Below are 16477 nucleotides of genomic sequence, written 5' to 3'. Positions count from 1 at the left end.
GGAGACTAGCAGTGCTACCAGGAATCCGCCGGTCAGATAACTGATAGCTGAACTCATTATGAACCTTCCACGGGTGAAACTTGTTCCTGCGAGCCTAGCATCACCTGCGGCCTGCACCAAGGATTTGCCGGCATGTTCGACCGACTCGAAAGCTGCTTCGAGGTTCGCATCGTGCTATCCGTTCTCGTGATGGGACACCACCCCTGCATTGATCTCGAAGCTGTCGCCATCGCACGGAACGAACAGGTTTCCACCAAATCGCTCCTTGGCGCCTTGCCATGTTTCGGCAGGCGAACCAGCAGGGACCAAATGGTGCAGCGCAAGGTTTCCGGCGTTTGCCTGCTGTGCGATGGCGCCTGCATCCTGCGGTGTCGTGTGCGCCCGCCGATGATGTCCCATGCTGGCCTCGAGCTCTGCCGGGGTGGCGTTCGGGTAGCTGCGCGCCACAGCTTCGAGATCGATGGCTTCATGGAATAGCAAGTCACAGTGCTCGGCCAGCCGTACCAAGTTCTGGCTCGGTGCGGTGTCGCCCGAAACCACCACGGAACCGTAGGCGCTGTCGATACGGAACGCGAAAGCCGGAGCCACCGGACGGTGCTGTACCAGAATCGCAGAGACCTTCACGAGCTCGTCGGCATACACCTCGAATGGCTGCATCTGCGGGTGATTGGCATCGTTGGGGTGATAGCCGGCCTCGGCAGGAATTTCGATGTCCTCCCCAGTGAAGATCTTGGAGATATCCGGTGCGCCGGAGTCCCTGCGGCGGTCATTGAGGTCGGTGGCGTGTGCCTGTAGCAGCCGCTGGACCATTTCTGCTGTCCCAGGGGTTGGCGACTGCGGGAAGATCACCTCGACGTCCTTGTCGGCGTGCTGCACTTCGGGCAAGACGCCGCGGTCTGCGGGACCGAACACGCGCACCCGCAGATCGGGCTTGCCCCGAAACGCCAAGCCGCCGAGCACCATCAGGGAGTTCAAATCGATGACGTGGTCGGAGTGCTGGTGGGTAATGAATACGGCGCGCAGGCTGGTGGGTGCCAGCCCGGCTTCAGCAAGGCCCAGCCCGACCCCGTGGCCGCAGTCGATGAGGTAGGTGTGCCCGTCGACCTCCACAGCAGTGGCGATTCCACGCCGGTGGCCGTTGGCGATGCCTCGGCGCAGCAGCGGTCCGCCCGCTGTACCCAGGGCATGGATTGTCATTCCGCTCTTCATCGGCGCGATCGCTTTCTATGGGAGGGATCCGATATGGAAAAACGATGGTGGGCATCGCCACGCGATGCCCACCATCGTTGCAGGGTCTTATTTGTTGAAGACGCTGCTGACAGCCTTCTGTCCTTCGCGCTGGCGCTCGGTCACGTCGACAAGGTCAGGACGTGGGAACAATGGGACCTCTGCCGGGTTTTCAAATGGCAGGTCCAGGCCTTCGGCATTCACGATCGGGCCGTGGCCGGCCTTGGCCTTGACTTCATTGGCTTCTGGGGAATTCAACCAGGAGACGAACAGCTCAGCCGCCTTGTTGTTCTCAGCTTCCTTGATGACGCCGGCATACCAGTAAGTCGCCCAGTTGCCGCCCTCGACCGGGTAGGAGATCTCCACCGGAGCACCGTCGTTGGTCAGGGTCAGGTAGTTGCCCATGGCGCCCATCAAGCAGACATAAGCTCGGCCCTGGACTACTGCGTTGTGGCATTCGGCCGTGCTGGAAGAGAAGATCGGATCCTGCGCGGCCAGCTTCTCGAGGTATGGTTTGCCTAGCTTGTCCGCATTCAAGACCAGGTCGGCCCACTGCATGCCGCCGCCGTCGGTGGTCGGGTCGGTCATGGTGATCTTGCCCTTGTAGGCAGGATCCAGCAGGTCATCCCAGCTGTCCGGGGTCTGGCCCAGATCCTGGCGGGTGTCGTAGATCAGGCCGCGAGGCGAAGCCGAGACCGCGGTCAGGGTGCCGTTCTCCAGCGAGAACTGCGGATCGCTGGTGACCTTCTCTGCATTTGCCGGGCGGTATTCCTCGAAGTAGTCGCGGTCCGCGAGGGAGACGGCGCCTACATCGCCGGTGATGACGATGTCTGCAATGCGCTGCCCGGAGGACTGCTCCTGGGAGATCTTCGTATCCAGTTCCGCGCCGACGATCTGCAACGGCGCAACCTCGATGCCAGGGAAGCGCTCGCCGAACGCTTCGAAGACCGAAGGCCAGGTGGCGGTCAACGGAGTGTAGATATTCAGTGACTCCTGGCCCGCTTCCAGGGCGGCCGCATACTGTTCTTCAAATTGGGCTTTGGCTTCTTCGCCACCCAGGGCTTCAACGGTGTCGATGCCCTCGCGTTCGCCCAGGCCGTCAGCGCTGGCGGCGTCGTTGCTGCCACAGGCGCTGAGCAGGAGCAGGGACGACAGTCCCAGGGCTGCAACGATGGTTGCCTTGTTCTTCTTGATCCCCATGGTGGTGCCTTTCATTGTGATGGTCGAAAATAGCGTCTTGGCTGGTGTGGTGCCCGGCTGCGTCGTGTCTCAGGCCATGGCCGGGACGTTGGCATGCAGAGCAGGCAGGCAAGCCAGGGAGTCGGGCGAAATGGCGCCGGAGATGGTATCGCCGACTTTCGGTGCGCCGGTTGGCCAAATGTTGGCGACCTCGGCGGTGCGAATGGAAACGGTGACCTTATGCGGGCCGAGCTGCAGCTCGTAGATGAAGTCATCGCCTAGGTACATCACGTCGGTAATCAGCCCCTCGAAGGCATTCGGCTTGTCGGCCGCGGGTGGGCCGAGAATGACCGAGGAGGAACGGACAGCGACATCGACACGCTGGCCCTCATGCACATCATTGCGCGGTGGGCAGACCAGGCGCATTTCGGTGCCTTCCAGCAAAACCTTGACTCCATATTGGTCGGCGCCGACAACGGTGCCTTCGATGAAGTTGTCGTATCCAACGAAATCGGCCACAAAGTGGGAGACCGGGTGCCAATAGATTTCGCGCGGGCTGCCGACCTGCTCAATCGCGCCCTTGTTAAGCAGCACGATTCGGGTGGACAGCGAGACCGCCTCTTCCTGATCGTGTGTGACGTAGATGGAAGTGGTGCCGACGCGCTTGTGCATTTCACGCAATTCCGAACGCATGTCTTGGCGCAATCGGGCATCCAGATTGGACAGCGGCTCATCGAAGAGCAGCAGCTGAGGGGTCGCCACGAGGGCCCGGGCCAAGGCAACGCGCTGCTGCTGGCCGCCGGAAAGATCGGTGGCCATGCGGCTGGAATATTCTGACAGGCCCACCATGTCCAGTGCTTCGCGGACGCGGCGTGCGCGTTCGTCGATGCCGATTTTGCGCATCTTCAGCGGGTAGGCGACATTGGAGGCCACCGACATGTGCGGCCAGAGGGCGTAGCTCTGGAAAACCATGCCGATGTCACGCTTGTCCGGCGCGATGTGGGTGCGGTGCGCCGGGTCGTCCACGACCTTGCCTCCGATGGAGACGCGGCCGCCGGTGGGGCGTTCCAGGCCAGCGACGCAGCGCAGGGTGGTGGTTTTGCCGCAGCCGGAGGGGCCGAGCAGGGTCAGGAATTCGCCTTCCTTGATTTCCAAGTCCAGTGATTCCACTGCAGCTGGCGCTTTGGGCGAGTACTTTTTTTCTAGCGACTCAATACTGACGTGTGCCATGGAATTTCCTATCACTTGGAAACGGAGGTCGGGACTCGACGCAAGGTGGTTGGATCGTTGTCTGCTTCGAGGGCCTTGGAAAGTGCTGGATCGAAGGTATCGGTGGGTGTTGCGGTATCGACAAGGCGTCCGCGGCGGGTGGTCCTGCTCTCGTTGGCCTTCTTGAACAGTGCGCCGATGGCCATGAGGAGACCGCCACCGACCGCGAGCAGGGCCAGCAGCAACAGCAGCAACGCTGCGGCCGTGGAGCCGTTGCCCAGTTGGGTGTAGTAGTTGTAGACCAGCAGCGATACAGTTTCTGTCTTGGCGCTGGAAAGCAGGATCGGAATATCCAGGCTGCCCGCCGCCATCACGCCGGTGATGAACCAGGAAGCCAGGAAGGTCGGGCCGATCAGCGGCACCACGATGGTCAGCAGCATCCTCGGCGCGGAAGCGCCGCAGATGCGGGCTGATTCCTCCAGCTCGACGCCCAACTGGCCCACCGGGCCTGAAGTGGCGCGCTGCGCGATGGGGGTGACCACGATGACCAGCGCAATCAGCACGATCCAGATCGAGCCATAGAGGCTTTTCAGGCCCGGGATGCTGAGGTATGCCCACGTGATGGCCAAGGCGAGGACGATGCCCGGCACCGCGACCACGGCCCAGACGATGAGTTCTGGCACCTGTGCCCAGCGGCTCTTGCTACGCAGGGCGACATAGGTAATCAACACGGCCAGGATTGTTGCGAGGAGCCCGCCGACAACACCCATGATCAAGGTATTTTCCAGTGCCCGGACGACTTTCGAGGACTCGAACAGTCCGATGTAGTGCTTGAAAGTGAAGCCGGCAACTCCCAGCACCGGTTGGAAGGAGCCGATGATCAGCTGGAGCAGCGGAAGCACCAGTGCGACACCGACGTATCCGATGAACAGGCTGAAGCCGACCCATTTCCAACGGCCGATCTCTTCCTTCTCAATGCGGAAGGCTTTGCCGGTCACAGTGATGAAGTTGCGGTTGCCGATGGCCTTGGAGCGGATGGCCACCAGAATGTAGATGACGGCGATCAGCAACAGTGCCAACGCGCTGGCCGAGTCGTAGCGGATGGGCGTCGTCGCCAGGAAATCATAAATCTGAGTAGGGAAGACATAGATTGCCGCTGGAACGCCGAGGATCAGGGCGACATCCAGCTGGCCTAGGGAGTTAACGAATCCGAGGATGGCCAGACCGGACAGGGTCGGCAGCAGAATCGGGATGTTTACATCCAGGAAGAGCCGGACACGGTTGGCACCAGAGAGCAGTGCGGCTTCTTCGAGCGAACGGTTCAGCGCACGAACCGGACCGAGCAGCAATAGGTACATCACCGAAATTGCCTTCAGCCCGCTGACGATGATCAAACCGGCCCAGGAATACGCATCCAGGCGTGGCGAGCCGTCTGCGGAGACACCGAAGAATTGGGTCAGCAAACCGGTAGGCGAGGTCATCATGCCCCAGCTGATCGCGAAGAAAAGCGTCGGTATGGCAAAAATGGTGACCATGACGGGGGTGATGGCCTTGCCGGCAGGAGTTTTGGTCCGCATGGAAATCCAAGCAAAGATGAATCCGCCAATGATGCCAATGGACTGCACCGCAACGGCATAGATGACCGAGGCCCACAGGGTCTCCCATGTCGCGGGATCACCGTAGGCATCGACGATGCCGGCGAGGCCGAACGAGCCTTCGGTGCCCGGTTGTCCGCTGCGGAAAGTGCCGTAAATGAGCATTGCCAGCGGATAACCGAAGAAAGCGCAGATAAACAAGAGAAAGAGGGCTAGCAATGCCCCGGACGACCTGATTTTTCTCACAACTTCTACTCCCCATGTCTTCTATCCGGGCAAGCGCAACAAATATCCGAGATGCTGTTTGGCCGAAAGCTTATAAACATATTGCGTGTGATCTAATGCACTGTCAAGCAATAAATGTATTTTCTGACTTGGAAAATTTTCTAGCTTTACCGCGGCGCATCAGTTCCCTTGGCTGGTGATGGCGATCACATGGCTGTGACTGCGGGTGGTTTATTGATGATGCTTCGAGTAACTGTTGCTGTCAGCCCGGAACCTTAATTGCTTGTGTGCGCTTATGTTTCATGTTGGTGCACTCCCGAGCCGATAGGATGAGCTCATGAGCGAAAAGGAGCAACCGCGGCTGGCCAGCGCATTGGCGCAGAAAGTTGTCGACACGATTGCTCCGACCATCAACCGCAACGTGAACATCATGAATGCTCACGGGGTCATCATCGCTTCGACCGATGCCGCGCGAATCGGCACCCACCACGACGGCAGCGCCGAGGCAATCAGTCGCAACGCCATCATCCGGGTCAGCCAGGCTGACGGTTCCGCGGGAACCCTGCCAGGGGTCAACGTCCCTCTGACGCTGAACGGCCAGCTGTGCGGAGTTGTTGGCGTGACCGGTGCTCCGCATGAGGTGGAGCCGCTGGCCGGCCTGATTGCCTTGACGGTGCAATTGCTCTTCGCCCAGGACTATGAGCACTCGCGCAGTGCGCGCCGCGAGACCGAGGCCCGAGACATCATTTCTGCGCTGATCGCAGGCCGCGTTGCCCCCGAAGTCATCGACCGCTCGCTGGCGGCCCACGGCTTGCGCGGGCCCAAGTGCATCGAAGCATGGCTCCCGCGAAGCGTCGAGGATCCTTTGCTCGAAGAACCGGCCAAGGAACACCATCGCACGTCTTGGATCAGCCTTTCCGGTGCGTACTGGAGGCTACGCGCCACCCACGAGCCCGCTTTCGCTGAAGAGCGCATGGATGAGGAGCGTTTCCTCGTCTCCATGCCGGTGGAAACGGCAGCGGACCTCATGGCTGAAACCGAGGCGCTGCGCGCGCTGCTGGGCTATCCGCCACTCGTGCCGCGCTACGCCCAACGCCGAATGTGGAGCCGGGAAATTGCCGTGGCTATCGCCCGCACCCCAGCGCGCAGCCTGGAACATGCGGCTGCCCCGGCGCAACAGCTCAATGAGGAACAGGCCAAAACCCTCTTGGTGGTGTCGACGGCTGCATCGATGAGCCAAGCTGCCACGGATCTGCATATTCACCGCAACACCTTGGTGCAACGGCTTGAGCGGATCAGCCAGATCAGTGGTGTGGACATTCGGCAATCCAGCGAGTCCCTGAAACTCCAGCATGCAATTTACGCCAGAGTTGCCCTGGGCCAGCTGCATATTTTCTAGTTCCCGAGCGTCGGGATGCCGTCGCCAGGACTGCAGCTAGCGGGATATTTGCACACATTGAACGTTATGAACTCAGGTAAATATGGTCGTGTGCCCATAGGCATCCGGGACAGCTTTACCTAATATTGGCAGGATGATCGATCTTTGCGCCCGAATTCCGTGGCGGCACGGAGGCATCTAGCCCAACGGGCAAAGCCTTGAGCAGCTTTGCCGACAGAGCTGGTCCGCCGGTTCTGCCGCCGTGGGCCAGGCGCAGAGCACTACCGTTATTGGCAAAGGAGCCAACCCGCCGTGTATGAACTGCTTGTTCTGCTGATCCTTGTCGTGGCCATCGTGATGGTCACGGCACGCTTGAAGATCAGCCCATTCCTCGCCCTCATTGGCGCCGCCATCTTGGCCGCTTTCGCCTACCGGATTCCGTTGGCCGATGTGGCCTCGACGGTCACCACGGCCTTCGGCAGCACCATGGGCAACATCGGTCTGGTGATCCTGTTCGGAACAATGATTGGCGTCATCCTGGAGAAATCCGGCGCCGCGATCTCCATGGCAGATGCGCTGATCAAGGTGCTGGGCACGCGGTTCCCCAACCTGACGCTCTCAATCATCGGCTACATCGTTTCCATTCCCGTCTTCTGCGACTCCGGGTACGTGGTGCTCAACTCGCTGCGCAAAGCCATCACCCTGCGCACCGGAGTCTCCGCGCTGGCGACCTCCATCGCCTTGATGACCGGCCTGTACGCAACCCACACCATGGTGCCGCCGACTCCGGGCCCGCTGGCCGCAGCCGAGAGCATCGGTGTTGCCGACAACCTGGGCCTGATCATCGCAGTCGGCTTGCCAGTTGCCGCCATCTCGGCGCTGGCCGGCTTGGCCTACGCCAGCCGTTTCAACAAGTCCAAGTGGACTCCGCTGCCCAGCGAAGGCGAAGACGACCTCTCCGAACTCGACTACGAGCAGCTGCGCGCAAGCTTCGGCAAATTGCCCCACCCGGCGTTGGCCTTCATGCCGATCCTGGTTCCGCTCGTGCTGATCTGCGCCGCCTCCATCGCGAAGCTGCCTTCGCTCCCCTTCGGCGAAGGCATCGCCCTGGAAATCCTGTCCTTCATCGGTACTCCGGTGATCGCGCTGATCTTCGGCTTGATCACCTCGACCTTCCTGCTCAGCGGCGACAGCAAGCTGTCGGTCTTCAACGAGCAGATGCATGAAGCCGTGCGCACCGCTGCCCCGATCTTGCTGATCACCGGCGCCGGTGCCGGTTTCGGCGCGGTGCTGGCGGCCTCGGATCTGACCACAATTCTTTCGGATTCGCTCAGCGGCCTGGGCTTGGGCCTGGCGGTGCCGTTCCTGATCGCCGCTGCGCTGAAGTCCGCGCAGGGTTCCTCCACCGTGTCCATGGTGACCACCTCCGCGCTGGTCGCGCCGATGCTCGGCTCCTTGGGCCTGGGCTCGGAACTGGGCATGGTGCTCACGGTACTGGCCGTCGGTGCCGGTGCGATGGTTGTCTCGCACGCCAACGACTCGTACTTCTGGGTCGTTTCCCAGCTCAGCCGCATTCCGGTAATTACCGCATACAAGACCTTGAGCGTGGCGACCGCCATCCAGGGTACCGCCGCCTTCCTGACGGTACTGCTCCTGGGAGCCGTACTGCTGTAGCAGGATGCTGGCCAAGCAAACAACGGATCGCACCATCTGCCGATGGTGCGATCCGTTTCTTTATGCGGCCGCAGACTGGCCGGGCTATGCCGGCTAGACGCCTTGCGCGGCCCTGTTCGCTTTTGCGGCCGAGATCATCAGCAACGTGATGACGGCGAGATAGCCGGCCCCGGTTGTGGCGAAGGCGAAACCGAACTGGCCCAGCACGCAGAGAATCGCTGCACCGGCCAGCATGGCCCAGCCGGCCCAGGAGGCCGCGGCCATCAGCGACGCAGCCTTCCGATGCCCTGCCAGCCAGGCCTCGTCGCTGGCCAAGGTATGGCGCGTCTTGATGCCGATGGCCGCATTGCGCGCGAGCTTTCCATCCCGGGCCATGGGTGCGAGGAATGCTGCCACCAAAGTGATGCCCAGCAACCCGAGCATGAAGGGGATGAAGCCTGCTGGATCCACGTTCCACCTGTTCTGACTATTCGCCGTGAACAGCCATCCTATTCGGAGGTAGAGCAGTTCCCGAGTTCAGATTTCGTCATTCAAGGGTCATATGACGGCCGCGCTGCCATCGATCAGGCAGGCAGGAGGCTCGAAGATGACGTATTTTGTCCTGCCGTTCCCTCGTATGACAGTGCCCTTCCAAGACTGCTGCCGGCAGTGGTTGACTCGGAGCACAACCCATCCAGAGCGGCTGAGAGACCTGGCTCCGCGACGCCGCAGCAAGCCTGCATCCGGCAGGTAGTGCTAACGCCAGGATCGATGGAATCGCAGGGACCCTGCGTCCTTCGGAACCTGCAACGCAAGGAAGAAGAAGATGACAGTGCAAGATGCCGTACAAGACACCGGACTACGCCGAGTCCCCTATATCGGGAACGCCAGCGAAACCGAGCTGGAGCAGTGGCGCACAGTCGCCCAGCAGGTGGCAGGCAAGCTCGCCAAGGACGCGCTGGAACGCGACCGCAATAACCAGCAGCCGTTCGCCGAGGTGCAGCTGCTGCGCGAGGCCGGCTTGCTGAACCTCCTGGTGCCTGCAGAATACGGCGGAGCAGGTGCCCACTGGGAAACCGCCTTCGAGGTGGTCCGCATCCTGGCCGCGGCGGATGGCTCCATCGCGCAGCTGCTGGCCTACCACTACATCAACCAGTCGGGCATTGCCTTCTATGCTCCGGCGGAAGCGCAAGGCACATGGTGGCAACGCACCGTGGAAGGCGGCTGGCTCTGGGGCGATTCGGTGAATCCGGTTGACCCGGATCTGACGCTGAGCGTCGAAGGGGATGGGTACCGGCTGAACGGGGCCAAGCGGTTCTCCACCGGTTCCGGTGTTGGCGAGGTCATCGTCATCAACGCGCTGGTCCAAGGCGGGGAATACGACGGGCAGATTCTCGCCTTCGTGCTGCCCCGCGACATCGAAGGGCTGGAAATCGTTGAGGACTGGGACTACCTGGGCCAGCGGCTCAGTGCCTCCAACTCGCTGAAGTACCACAACGTCAGGCTTGAAGCCGAGGACTTGCTCGGATTCGTCACCGACGAACCGGTGTCCACCTTGCTCACCCCGGGCATCCAGCTGGCTTTCGCGAACTCCTACCTGGGCATTGCCGAAGGAGCGCTGGAGCGCGGCAAGCAGATCCTGCTGGGCCGCAAGAACGCCTGGCTGTTTTCGCAGGCCGACACCTACTCCCAGGATCCGATTTTCCAGCGGACCGTCGGCGAGCTCAAGGCCCGCACCGCCGCGGTGGTGGCGCTGACCGAGAAGCTCGGCCGGAAATTCGATGCCCTACTGTCGAAGGCCGGAGACGTCACCCAGCCCGAGCGGGCAGCGCTGGCGGTAGAAATTGCCGAAGCCAAGGTGGTCTCCACCGAGGTGGGCGTCGAAGTGGCGAACCGGATCTTCGAGGTGACCGGATCATCCTCGACCGCGAGCTCGGTGGGGCTGGATCTGTATTGGCGCAATGTGCGCACCCACTCGCTGCACGACCCGGTGGACTACAAGAAGATCGAGGTCGGCGCGTACTTCCTGCGTGGGGAATCCCAGCCGCTCTCGCTCTACACCTAGAATTTCGAACGGATTGGATTCAACGATGACTGTACTTGCAACTGGCACTAGGCTCGCCGGACTCAAAGCCCGTTTTGCACCGCTCTTCGCGGACATCGCGCAGGGAGCTGCCGAACGCGACCGCACCGGAGAATTGCCCTACCAGGCGGTGGCCGACCTGGCTGCCGCCGGCTTCGGCGCAGTCCGGGTCCCGGAATCGCACGGCGGTGCCGGGGCGACCCTGCCTGAGCTCTTCGAGCTGTTCGTGGATCTCGCGGCCGCTGATTCCAATATCGCCCAGGCGTTGCGTGCGCACTTCGCCTTCGTCGAGGACCGGCTGGTGGCCGCAGAAGGTCCGGGTCGTGACAAGTGGCTGGCCCGCTTCGCCGCCGGGGAACTGGTGGGCAACTCGTGGACCGAGGTTGGAACGGTGAAGGTCGGGGACGTGATCACCAAGGTCACCCCGGATGGCGAGGGCGGCTTCAAGATCAATGGAACCAAGTACTATTCCACCGGATCAATTTTCGCTGACTGGCTGGACACCTATGCCGAGCGCACCGATACCGGAAAGCGCGTGATCGCCGCGGTCAACCGCCACCAGCCCGGTGTCGAGCTGGCCGATGACTGGGATGGCTTCGGCCAGCGCACCACGGGTACCGGAACCTCCACGTTCACCGATGCGGTGGTGGCCGAGGAAGACCTGATCGACTTCGATACCCGTTTCAAGTACCAGACCGCGTTCTACCAGCAGGTGCTGCTGGCGGTCCTGGCCGGCTCCGCCAAAGCGGCAGAGCGGGACTTCGCCGCCGAGCTGAAGGCGCGCAAGCGGACCTTCAGCCATGCAGCGGCCAATGTGGCGGCCGAAGATCCGCAGCTGCTGCAGGTGATCGGCGAGGTCTACGCTGCATCCTTCGCCGCCGCGGCGACGGTTCAACGCGTTTCGACGGCATTGCAGGGAGCCTATGAAACTGCGCTGGCACTGCATACCGGAGAGGCGAGCGCGGAAGCAGACGAGGCGGCCAACGATGCCGCCGAACTGGCCAGCGCCCAGGCGCAGGTGGTGCTCACCCCGCTGGTGCTCAATGCCATCACCCATGCCTTCGATGCACTGGCTGCCAGCGCCACGAGCGTGAGCAAGAACCTGGACCGGCACTGGCGCAATGCCCGTACCGCCGGCAACCACAACCCTTGGGTATTCAAGGCGCGGTTGATTGGCGACCTGGCGGTCAACGGCACCGAGCTTCCGCGCGTGTGGGCGATTGGTGCATCAAAGTAGGCTCCATGGTCTTTGCGGGTCCAGCATCCTTTGCCGATGCTGGGCCTGTCGGGTTCTAGCTGTCTGAGATTATCCTCGAAAGAGACGCGGTCGGCACAGAATTGGATGCTCATCTTGCGACCAAGACAAGATCCAAAAGAGCGGACTAATAAATCGACAAGTGGCTTAGAAACACCAGTGAACGGAGTTTGTGGGACTTCACGTCTTCCAAACAGGGCAAAATTGCGACGGTTGTGTCTGGTCCCATTGCACTAGCGTTCCATCGGCGAGATCAGGCTCCCTTAGGGAGACCTACGAATCCTTTCTGACGGATATCGTGAAAATTTTCGTTCCACATTACTTCAGGTCAAGGGGCATTTAAGGCATTAAGATCGATCGAATGTTTGATTTTGTCTATAGGTTTTGACGATAGATATGTATGATAGGTTCTGTGTTCAGGTATTTACCTGATGTAACTAGTACAGAAACGAGATTGATATGAATCCGACTGAAAAGCCTGTGTCGATTGCCGGAGCGAGTCGCCGCCTGGAAATTGGCAATGACGGTACTCGGAGGCTGATTGCCGCGGGCATGTTGGAGGTGGTTTCAGGGACTAAGCTGCCAAAGGTGACCGTAGCGAGCATCGAAGCCCTTGAGGCGCGAAAGATGGTCTCTATCCCGTGCGACGTGCCGATTCTTAGAGTTCCGAAGGCGCCAGAGGAGCTAGGGGCATCGATGTTTTTTGATCCGACTATCGCGAGCAATGCCGGATACATTGAAGAAATCAATCGCAAACTCATTGAATCGGGACGCGATACCGAGCTTTTTGATCCTGCTCGACATAAAGATTACCGGTTCAGTGGGTTCTGGCAGGTGGCGTCTTCGAATATTGAGTATCTTCTAGCGAAAAAGGGGATAATACTGTCAACCATTGCCGGTTTCGTACACGAGGGGGCCCGGATTCTCTCTGTAGTGGACGAGATCGACTGGCAGCGACGCAAAGTACTGGGCGTCCGCCCGCTTCTCGGCGAGGAGCTTAAGCCGTACCTCGGATTTTTGCCCAGTAAAGCAATCGGACCTTCAGTGATCCGTCCTGAAAAGTAAGGCGACAGAAAGCATCAAGGTTCAAAATGAGCGAGAGGCGTCCCGCAGGAGGGGCGCCTCTCGCGTTTAATATTGGCGATCCTGACCATTCGGCGATTCGCCCGCTGGCTAGACTGGGCGGGTGATCAACTACACCCTGCGCCAGCTGCAGTACTTCGTCGCCGTCGCGGAACTGGGCTCCATCTCCGCCGCGGCGAAGCAGTGCCATATTTCCCAGGCCGCCATGTCGCAGTCCATGGACGAGCTGGAACGCGCCGTCGGCTCGCAGCTGCTGGTGCGCCGCCGCGCCCGAGGCGTGGTGCTCACCGCTGTCGGCACCGACTTCCTGCTGGATTCGCGGGCGCTGGTGCGCCATGCAGAAGAGGTGCAGGACCTGATTGTCGAGCGCCAGACCAAGCTCTCGGGCCCGCTGGTGATCGGCTGCTATTCCTCGCTGGCAGCGTTCTGGATCCCGGTGATCTGCGAACGCTTCACCAATGTCCACCCGGACCTGCAGGTGACCTTGGTGGAAGGCGATGGCGCCGAGCTGCAAGAACGCATGCTCAAGGGCCACCTGGATGCGGTGCTCACCCATACCCGCCACCTGCTGCCGCAGGTTTCCTGGCGCCGGGTGATGTCGGGCCGTCCCTATGTGCTGGTAGGCGGCAACCACCGGCTGGCGGACCGCACCTCGGTTGCGCTCGACGAGCTGGCCGATGACGATTTCGTTTCCCTGGATATTCCCACGGTGCGCGACAACCAGCTGGTGAACCTGCGCATGTCGGGCCTTGATCCGAAGGTGCGCTGGAGTTCGCAGAGCTTCGAGGCCGTGCGCGGGTTGGTGGCCCGCGGGCTGGGCTACACGGTTTTGGTGCAGCGCCCGCCGGTCAACCTGAGCTACGACGGGTTGCCGTTGTCGGTGCTGGAGATCGAAGGCGAGGTCGGGGTCAGCGACATCTGCGTGGCCTATACCGCCTCGGAACGCCCGAGCCTGCGGCTGCGCGCGTTCCTGGATTTCTGCGAGGAAACCGGGGCAGAGAAAGAACGCGGGGCCGGCCGGAACCCATAGGTTCCAGCCGGCTCCGCGCTCCAGGTACCAAGGTTCTAGTGGCTCATCTCCTCGGCTCCGAGGTCCGCGTCGCGGCCTTCCTTGATGCCGCGCATGGCCAGCGCGGCAACGATGAACGCGGCCGCCCAGACGCCGCCGGCGATCCACAGCGATCCGCCGCCGAGCAGCACCAGGCCGGCAACGATCATCGGGGTGAAGCCTGCACCCACGGTGGAGGAGAGCTGGTAGACCAGCGAGGCGCCGGTGTAGCGGATGCGGGTGGGGAACAGTTCGGCGGTGAACGCGCCGAACGGCCCGAAGATGAACGCCTGGATGATGCCGTTGGCCACGAACAGGGCGATGGCGAACAGCCACAGCTGGCCCAGTTCCAGCATCCACATGATCGGCAGGGCGGCCACGGCGCCGGCGAGGATGCCGACCATCATGACCGGGCGGCGGCCCAGCTTGTCGGAGTAGCGCGAGGATACCCAGATGCCCACCACGGTCAATGCGGCACCGATGGCCTTGATGTTCAGCACCGCGGTGCGGTCCAAACCGACTTCCTCGACCACGTAGGAGATGGCCCAGACAGTCATCAGGCCCTGCACGGTGTAGGAGCTCATGCCCACCAGGGTTCCGCGGATGACCGACTTCGGGTACTTGGTGATGACCTCCATGAATGGGGTCTTGCGCTCTTCGGCCTTGTCTTCCAGGGCTAGGAACAGCGGGGATTCGGTGACCTTCAGGCGGATGACCAGCCCGATGCCCACCAGCGCGATGCTGATCAGGAACGGAATGCGCCAGCCCCAGGCCAGGAACTGCTCATTGGGCATGATGGAGACCGCCGATACTGCCAGGGTAGCCATGACAGCGCCGGCCGGGCCGCCCATGTTCGCGAAGCTCGCGGCGAAACCGCGGCGTTCCTTCGGTGCGTGCTCGAGGGCCATCAGCATGGCGCCGCCCCATTCGCCGCCCACGGCCAGGCCCTGGACGACGCGCAAGGTGATCAGTGCGATCGGGGCCAGCATGCCGATCTGCGCGGTGGGCGGAAGCAGTCCGATCAGCGTCGAGGCGCCGCCCATCATGGCCATCGAGGTGATCAGCACGCCCTTGCGCCCGATCTTGTCGCCGAAGTGGCCGAAGATGATGCCGCCCAGCGGGCGGGCCAGGTAGCCCACGGCCAGGGTGGCGAAGGAAGCGAAGATTGCCACGCCCGGGGTCAGGCCCACGAAGAAGACCTTGTTGAAGACCAGCGAGGCCGCGGTGGCGTAGAGGATGAAATCGTAGAATTCGATCGCGCTGCCGATGAAGCTGGAAGCCAGGATCCGGCGCATCTGCGGGGAGTTCAGCGAGGGGACCTTCATTGGCGCCTCCACGCTGCTGCGGTTGTTAAGGGTGCTGCTCATCGTGCTGCCGCCATTTCACTAGTGACGCGGGAAAAGGATATCGTGTCCAGATCGTTGGGCACGAGGTAGGTGCCGGAGAATTTCTCGGCGTGGGCCTCCCAGACTGCCAGGGGCGTGGTTCCGGGGACCAGGTGGTGCAGGGCCAGGGTGCGTGCCCCGGCTTCGTGGGCAATCGCGATTGCCTGTTCCGGCGAGGTGTGCGAAGCGCGGTGGTGGTCCATTGACGCCTGGGCTTCCAAGGTACCCACCGAACCGTAGGCGCGTTCCACCCAGTCGAAGTCGATGGCTTCATGCAGCAGCAGGTCGGTGTCCTTCGCCAGGGCCACCAGGTTCCGGCATGGCGAGGTGTCCCCGGAAATGGTCACCGAGCCTTCGGCGGTGTCGAAGCGGAAGGCGAAGGCCGGGGCGATTGGCGGGTGCTTGACCAGGGTTGCGGTCACCGTGACCAGCTCGTCGCGGTAGATCTCGAATGGCGCGAAGTCCGCCGGGGTCGGGTTGGCATTCGGGTGGTACCCGGTGCCGGCCGGAATCTCGATGTCCGAGGCGATGAAGTGGTCCAACGGGGAAGGGCGCAGGGCGTCGATCACGCGGTCGTTCAGATCAGTGGCGTAGGCCTGCATCAGGTGCTCGAACATCGAAGCGGTGCCCGGGGTCGGGTTCTGCGTGAAGACCGGCTGCGGTGCGGTGGTGGCGCGTGGCGACGCTGGCGGCAGGGCGCCGCGGTCGCCCGGGCCGATGATGGAGATCGGGGCCTTGCCGGCTGGCAGGGTGAACATGCCGAAGATGGCCAGCGACGCCAGGTCGATGGTGTGATCCGAATGCAGGTGGGTGAGGAAGATGCCGCGAAGGTTAGCCGGGGTGAATCCTGCCTTCATCAGCTGGTTGCCCACGCCGGTTCCGGCATCCACCAGGTAGACGCTCTCGCCCACTACGACGGCGGTGGAAATGCCTGCGCGCTTGCCGGCGTTCTCGCCGATCCACCAGCGCGGACCGCCGGCGGTGCCCAGCGTCACGACGTGGGGATTGAGATTGGTGGAGGCCATGGAATGCGCCCTTTCTTTCGTTCAAGTGCTGCATTCAATTCTTATGCGCTGGATCACATCCGTAAAACTGTTTTTATCAACCAGCTAAATAGGTTTCACCGATGATTGGTTGGGTATGCTCATAGCATCGAC

The 16477-nt window shown here is 61.8% G+C and carries 13 protein-coding genes and 1 riboswitch; of the genes, 6 read left to right on the top strand and 7 right to left on the bottom strand.

Annotation, left to right across the window (positions count from 1 at the left end; all coding sequences use genetic code 11):
* Nucleotides 1-174 precede the first annotated feature (174 nt).
* From ATK23_RS12655 to ATK23_RS12640, 4 genes are all read right to left on the bottom strand, one after another.
* Nucleotides 175-1197 carry an MBL fold metallo-hydrolase gene (locus ATK23_RS12655; protein WP_245858414.1) on the bottom strand — a complete coding sequence of 341 codons (1023 nt, stop codon included), beginning with the start codon at nucleotides 1195-1197 and terminating at the stop codon, nucleotides 175-177.
* A 99-nt stretch (nucleotides 1198-1296) separates the two neighbouring features.
* Nucleotides 1297-2427 (bottom strand): ABC transporter substrate-binding protein, encoded by a 1131-nt coding sequence (locus tag ATK23_RS12650; RefSeq protein WP_066143241.1) that lies wholly within the window; start codon nucleotides 2425-2427, stop codon nucleotides 1297-1299.
* A gap of 69 nt (nucleotides 2428-2496) precedes the next feature.
* Nucleotides 2497-3636, bottom strand: a complete 1140-nt coding sequence (locus ATK23_RS12645) for an ABC transporter ATP-binding protein (RefSeq protein WP_066143244.1) — start codon at nucleotides 3634-3636, stop codon at nucleotides 2497-2499.
* 11 nt (nucleotides 3637-3647) lie between these two features.
* Nucleotides 3648-5411: an ABC transporter permease gene (locus ATK23_RS12640; protein WP_066143247.1), complete on the bottom strand. Its 1764-nt coding sequence runs from the start codon at nucleotides 5409-5411 to the stop codon at nucleotides 3648-3650.
* Nucleotides 5412-5772: 361 nt separating this feature from the next.
* Between ATK23_RS12640 and ATK23_RS12635 the strand changes: the two genes are divergently transcribed.
* Together ATK23_RS12635 and ATK23_RS12630 are read left to right on the top strand one after the other, a co-directional pair.
* A complete protein-coding gene (locus ATK23_RS12635; protein WP_066143249.1) occupies nucleotides 5773-6834 on the top strand; it encodes a CdaR family transcriptional regulator in 1062 nt (353 codons plus the stop codon).
* A gap of 291 nt (nucleotides 6835-7125) precedes the next feature.
* Complete coding sequence (locus tag ATK23_RS12630; RefSeq protein ID WP_083515649.1) at nucleotides 7126-8487, top strand: GntP family permease; 1362 nt, start codon at nucleotides 7126-7128, stop codon at nucleotides 8485-8487.
* A gap of 93 nt (nucleotides 8488-8580) precedes the next feature.
* Here ATK23_RS12630 and ATK23_RS12625 read toward each other — a convergent pair whose 3' ends face one another.
* A complete protein-coding gene (locus ATK23_RS12625) occupies nucleotides 8581-8937 on the bottom strand; it encodes an SdpI family protein (protein ID WP_066143252.1) in 357 nt (118 codons plus the stop codon).
* A gap of 216 nt (nucleotides 8938-9153) precedes the next feature.
* A riboswitch (SAM riboswitch) is annotated at nucleotides 9154-9244 on the top strand.
* 48 nt (nucleotides 9245-9292) lie between these two features.
* Here ATK23_RS12625 and ATK23_RS12620 point away from each other — a divergent pair.
* The 4 genes from ATK23_RS12620 (at nucleotide 9293) to ATK23_RS12605 (ending at nucleotide 13917) form a co-directional block, all read left to right on the top strand.
* Entirely contained in the window at nucleotides 9293-10531 is a 1239-nt protein-coding gene (locus ATK23_RS12620; protein WP_083515650.1) for an acyl-CoA dehydrogenase family protein, read from the top strand.
* 25 nt (nucleotides 10532-10556) lie between these two features.
* Nucleotides 10557-11786 carry an acyl-CoA dehydrogenase family protein gene (locus tag ATK23_RS12615; RefSeq protein WP_066143255.1) on the top strand — a complete coding sequence of 410 codons (1230 nt, stop codon included), beginning with the start codon at nucleotides 10557-10559 and terminating at the stop codon, nucleotides 11784-11786.
* Nucleotides 11787-12263: 477 nt separating this feature from the next.
* Nucleotides 12264-12869, top strand: a complete 606-nt coding sequence (locus tag ATK23_RS12610) for a hypothetical protein (protein WP_066143258.1) — start codon at nucleotides 12264-12266, stop codon at nucleotides 12867-12869.
* 121 nt (nucleotides 12870-12990) lie between these two features.
* Nucleotides 12991-13917: a LysR family transcriptional regulator gene (locus ATK23_RS12605; protein WP_066143261.1), complete on the top strand. Its 927-nt coding sequence runs from the start codon at nucleotides 12991-12993 to the stop codon at nucleotides 13915-13917.
* Between the two features lie 35 nt (nucleotides 13918-13952).
* Here the strand turns inward: ATK23_RS12605 and ATK23_RS12600 are convergent, their stop codons facing one another.
* Together ATK23_RS12600 and ATK23_RS12595 are read right to left on the bottom strand one after the other, a co-directional pair.
* Nucleotides 13953-15302 carry an MFS transporter gene (locus tag ATK23_RS12600; RefSeq protein ID WP_066143264.1) on the bottom strand — a complete coding sequence of 450 codons (1350 nt, stop codon included), beginning with the start codon at nucleotides 15300-15302 and terminating at the stop codon, nucleotides 13953-13955.
* Nucleotides 15299-16345 carry an MBL fold metallo-hydrolase gene (locus ATK23_RS12595; RefSeq protein ID WP_066143266.1) on the bottom strand — a complete coding sequence of 349 codons (1047 nt, stop codon included), beginning with the start codon at nucleotides 16343-16345 and terminating at the stop codon, nucleotides 15299-15301. Before ATK23_RS12595 ends, ATK23_RS12600 begins: the two co-directional genes overlap by 4 nt.
* Nucleotides 16346-16477 lie beyond the last annotated feature (132 nt).

The organism is Glutamicibacter nicotianae (assembly GCF_002797775.1).
Lineage (GTDB): Bacteria > Actinomycetota > Actinomycetes > Actinomycetales > Micrococcaceae > Glutamicibacter > Glutamicibacter nicotianae.
The sequence above is the reverse complement of the archived record's forward strand: the minus strand, read 5'-3'. Positions and strand labels throughout refer to the sequence as shown.

Excerpts from the sequence above, each read along its gene's own strand:
- ATK23_RS12655 (WP_245858414.1), bottom strand. The coding sequence starts at position 1,197 with ATGACAATCCATGCCCTGGGTACAGCGGGCGGACCGCTGCTGCGCCGA.
- ATK23_RS12645 (WP_066143244.1), bottom strand. The coding sequence starts at position 3,636 with ATGGCACACGTCAGTATTGAGTCGCTAGAAAAAAAGTACTCGCCCAAA.
- ATK23_RS12600 (WP_066143264.1), bottom strand. The coding sequence starts at position 15,302 with ATGAGCAGCACCCTTAACAACCGCAGCAGCGTGGAGGCGCCAATGAAG.
- ATK23_RS12635 (WP_066143249.1), top strand. The coding sequence starts at position 5,773 with ATGAGCGAAAAGGAGCAACCGCGGCTGGCCAGCGCATTGGCGCAGAAA.
- ATK23_RS12650 (WP_066143241.1), bottom strand. The coding sequence starts at position 2,427 with ATGGGGATCAAGAAGAACAAGGCAACCATCGTTGCAGCCCTGGGACTG.
- ATK23_RS12610 (WP_066143258.1), top strand. The coding sequence starts at position 12,264 with ATGAATCCGACTGAAAAGCCTGTGTCGATTGCCGGAGCGAGTCGCCGC.
- ATK23_RS12615 (WP_066143255.1), top strand. The coding sequence starts at position 10,557 with ATGACTGTACTTGCAACTGGCACTAGGCTCGCCGGACTCAAAGCCCGT.
- ATK23_RS12595 (WP_066143266.1), bottom strand. The coding sequence starts at position 16,345 with ATGGCCTCCACCAATCTCAATCCCCACGTCGTGACGCTGGGCACCGCC.
- ATK23_RS12620 (WP_083515650.1), top strand. The coding sequence starts at position 9,293 with ATGACAGTGCAAGATGCCGTACAAGACACCGGACTACGCCGAGTCCCC.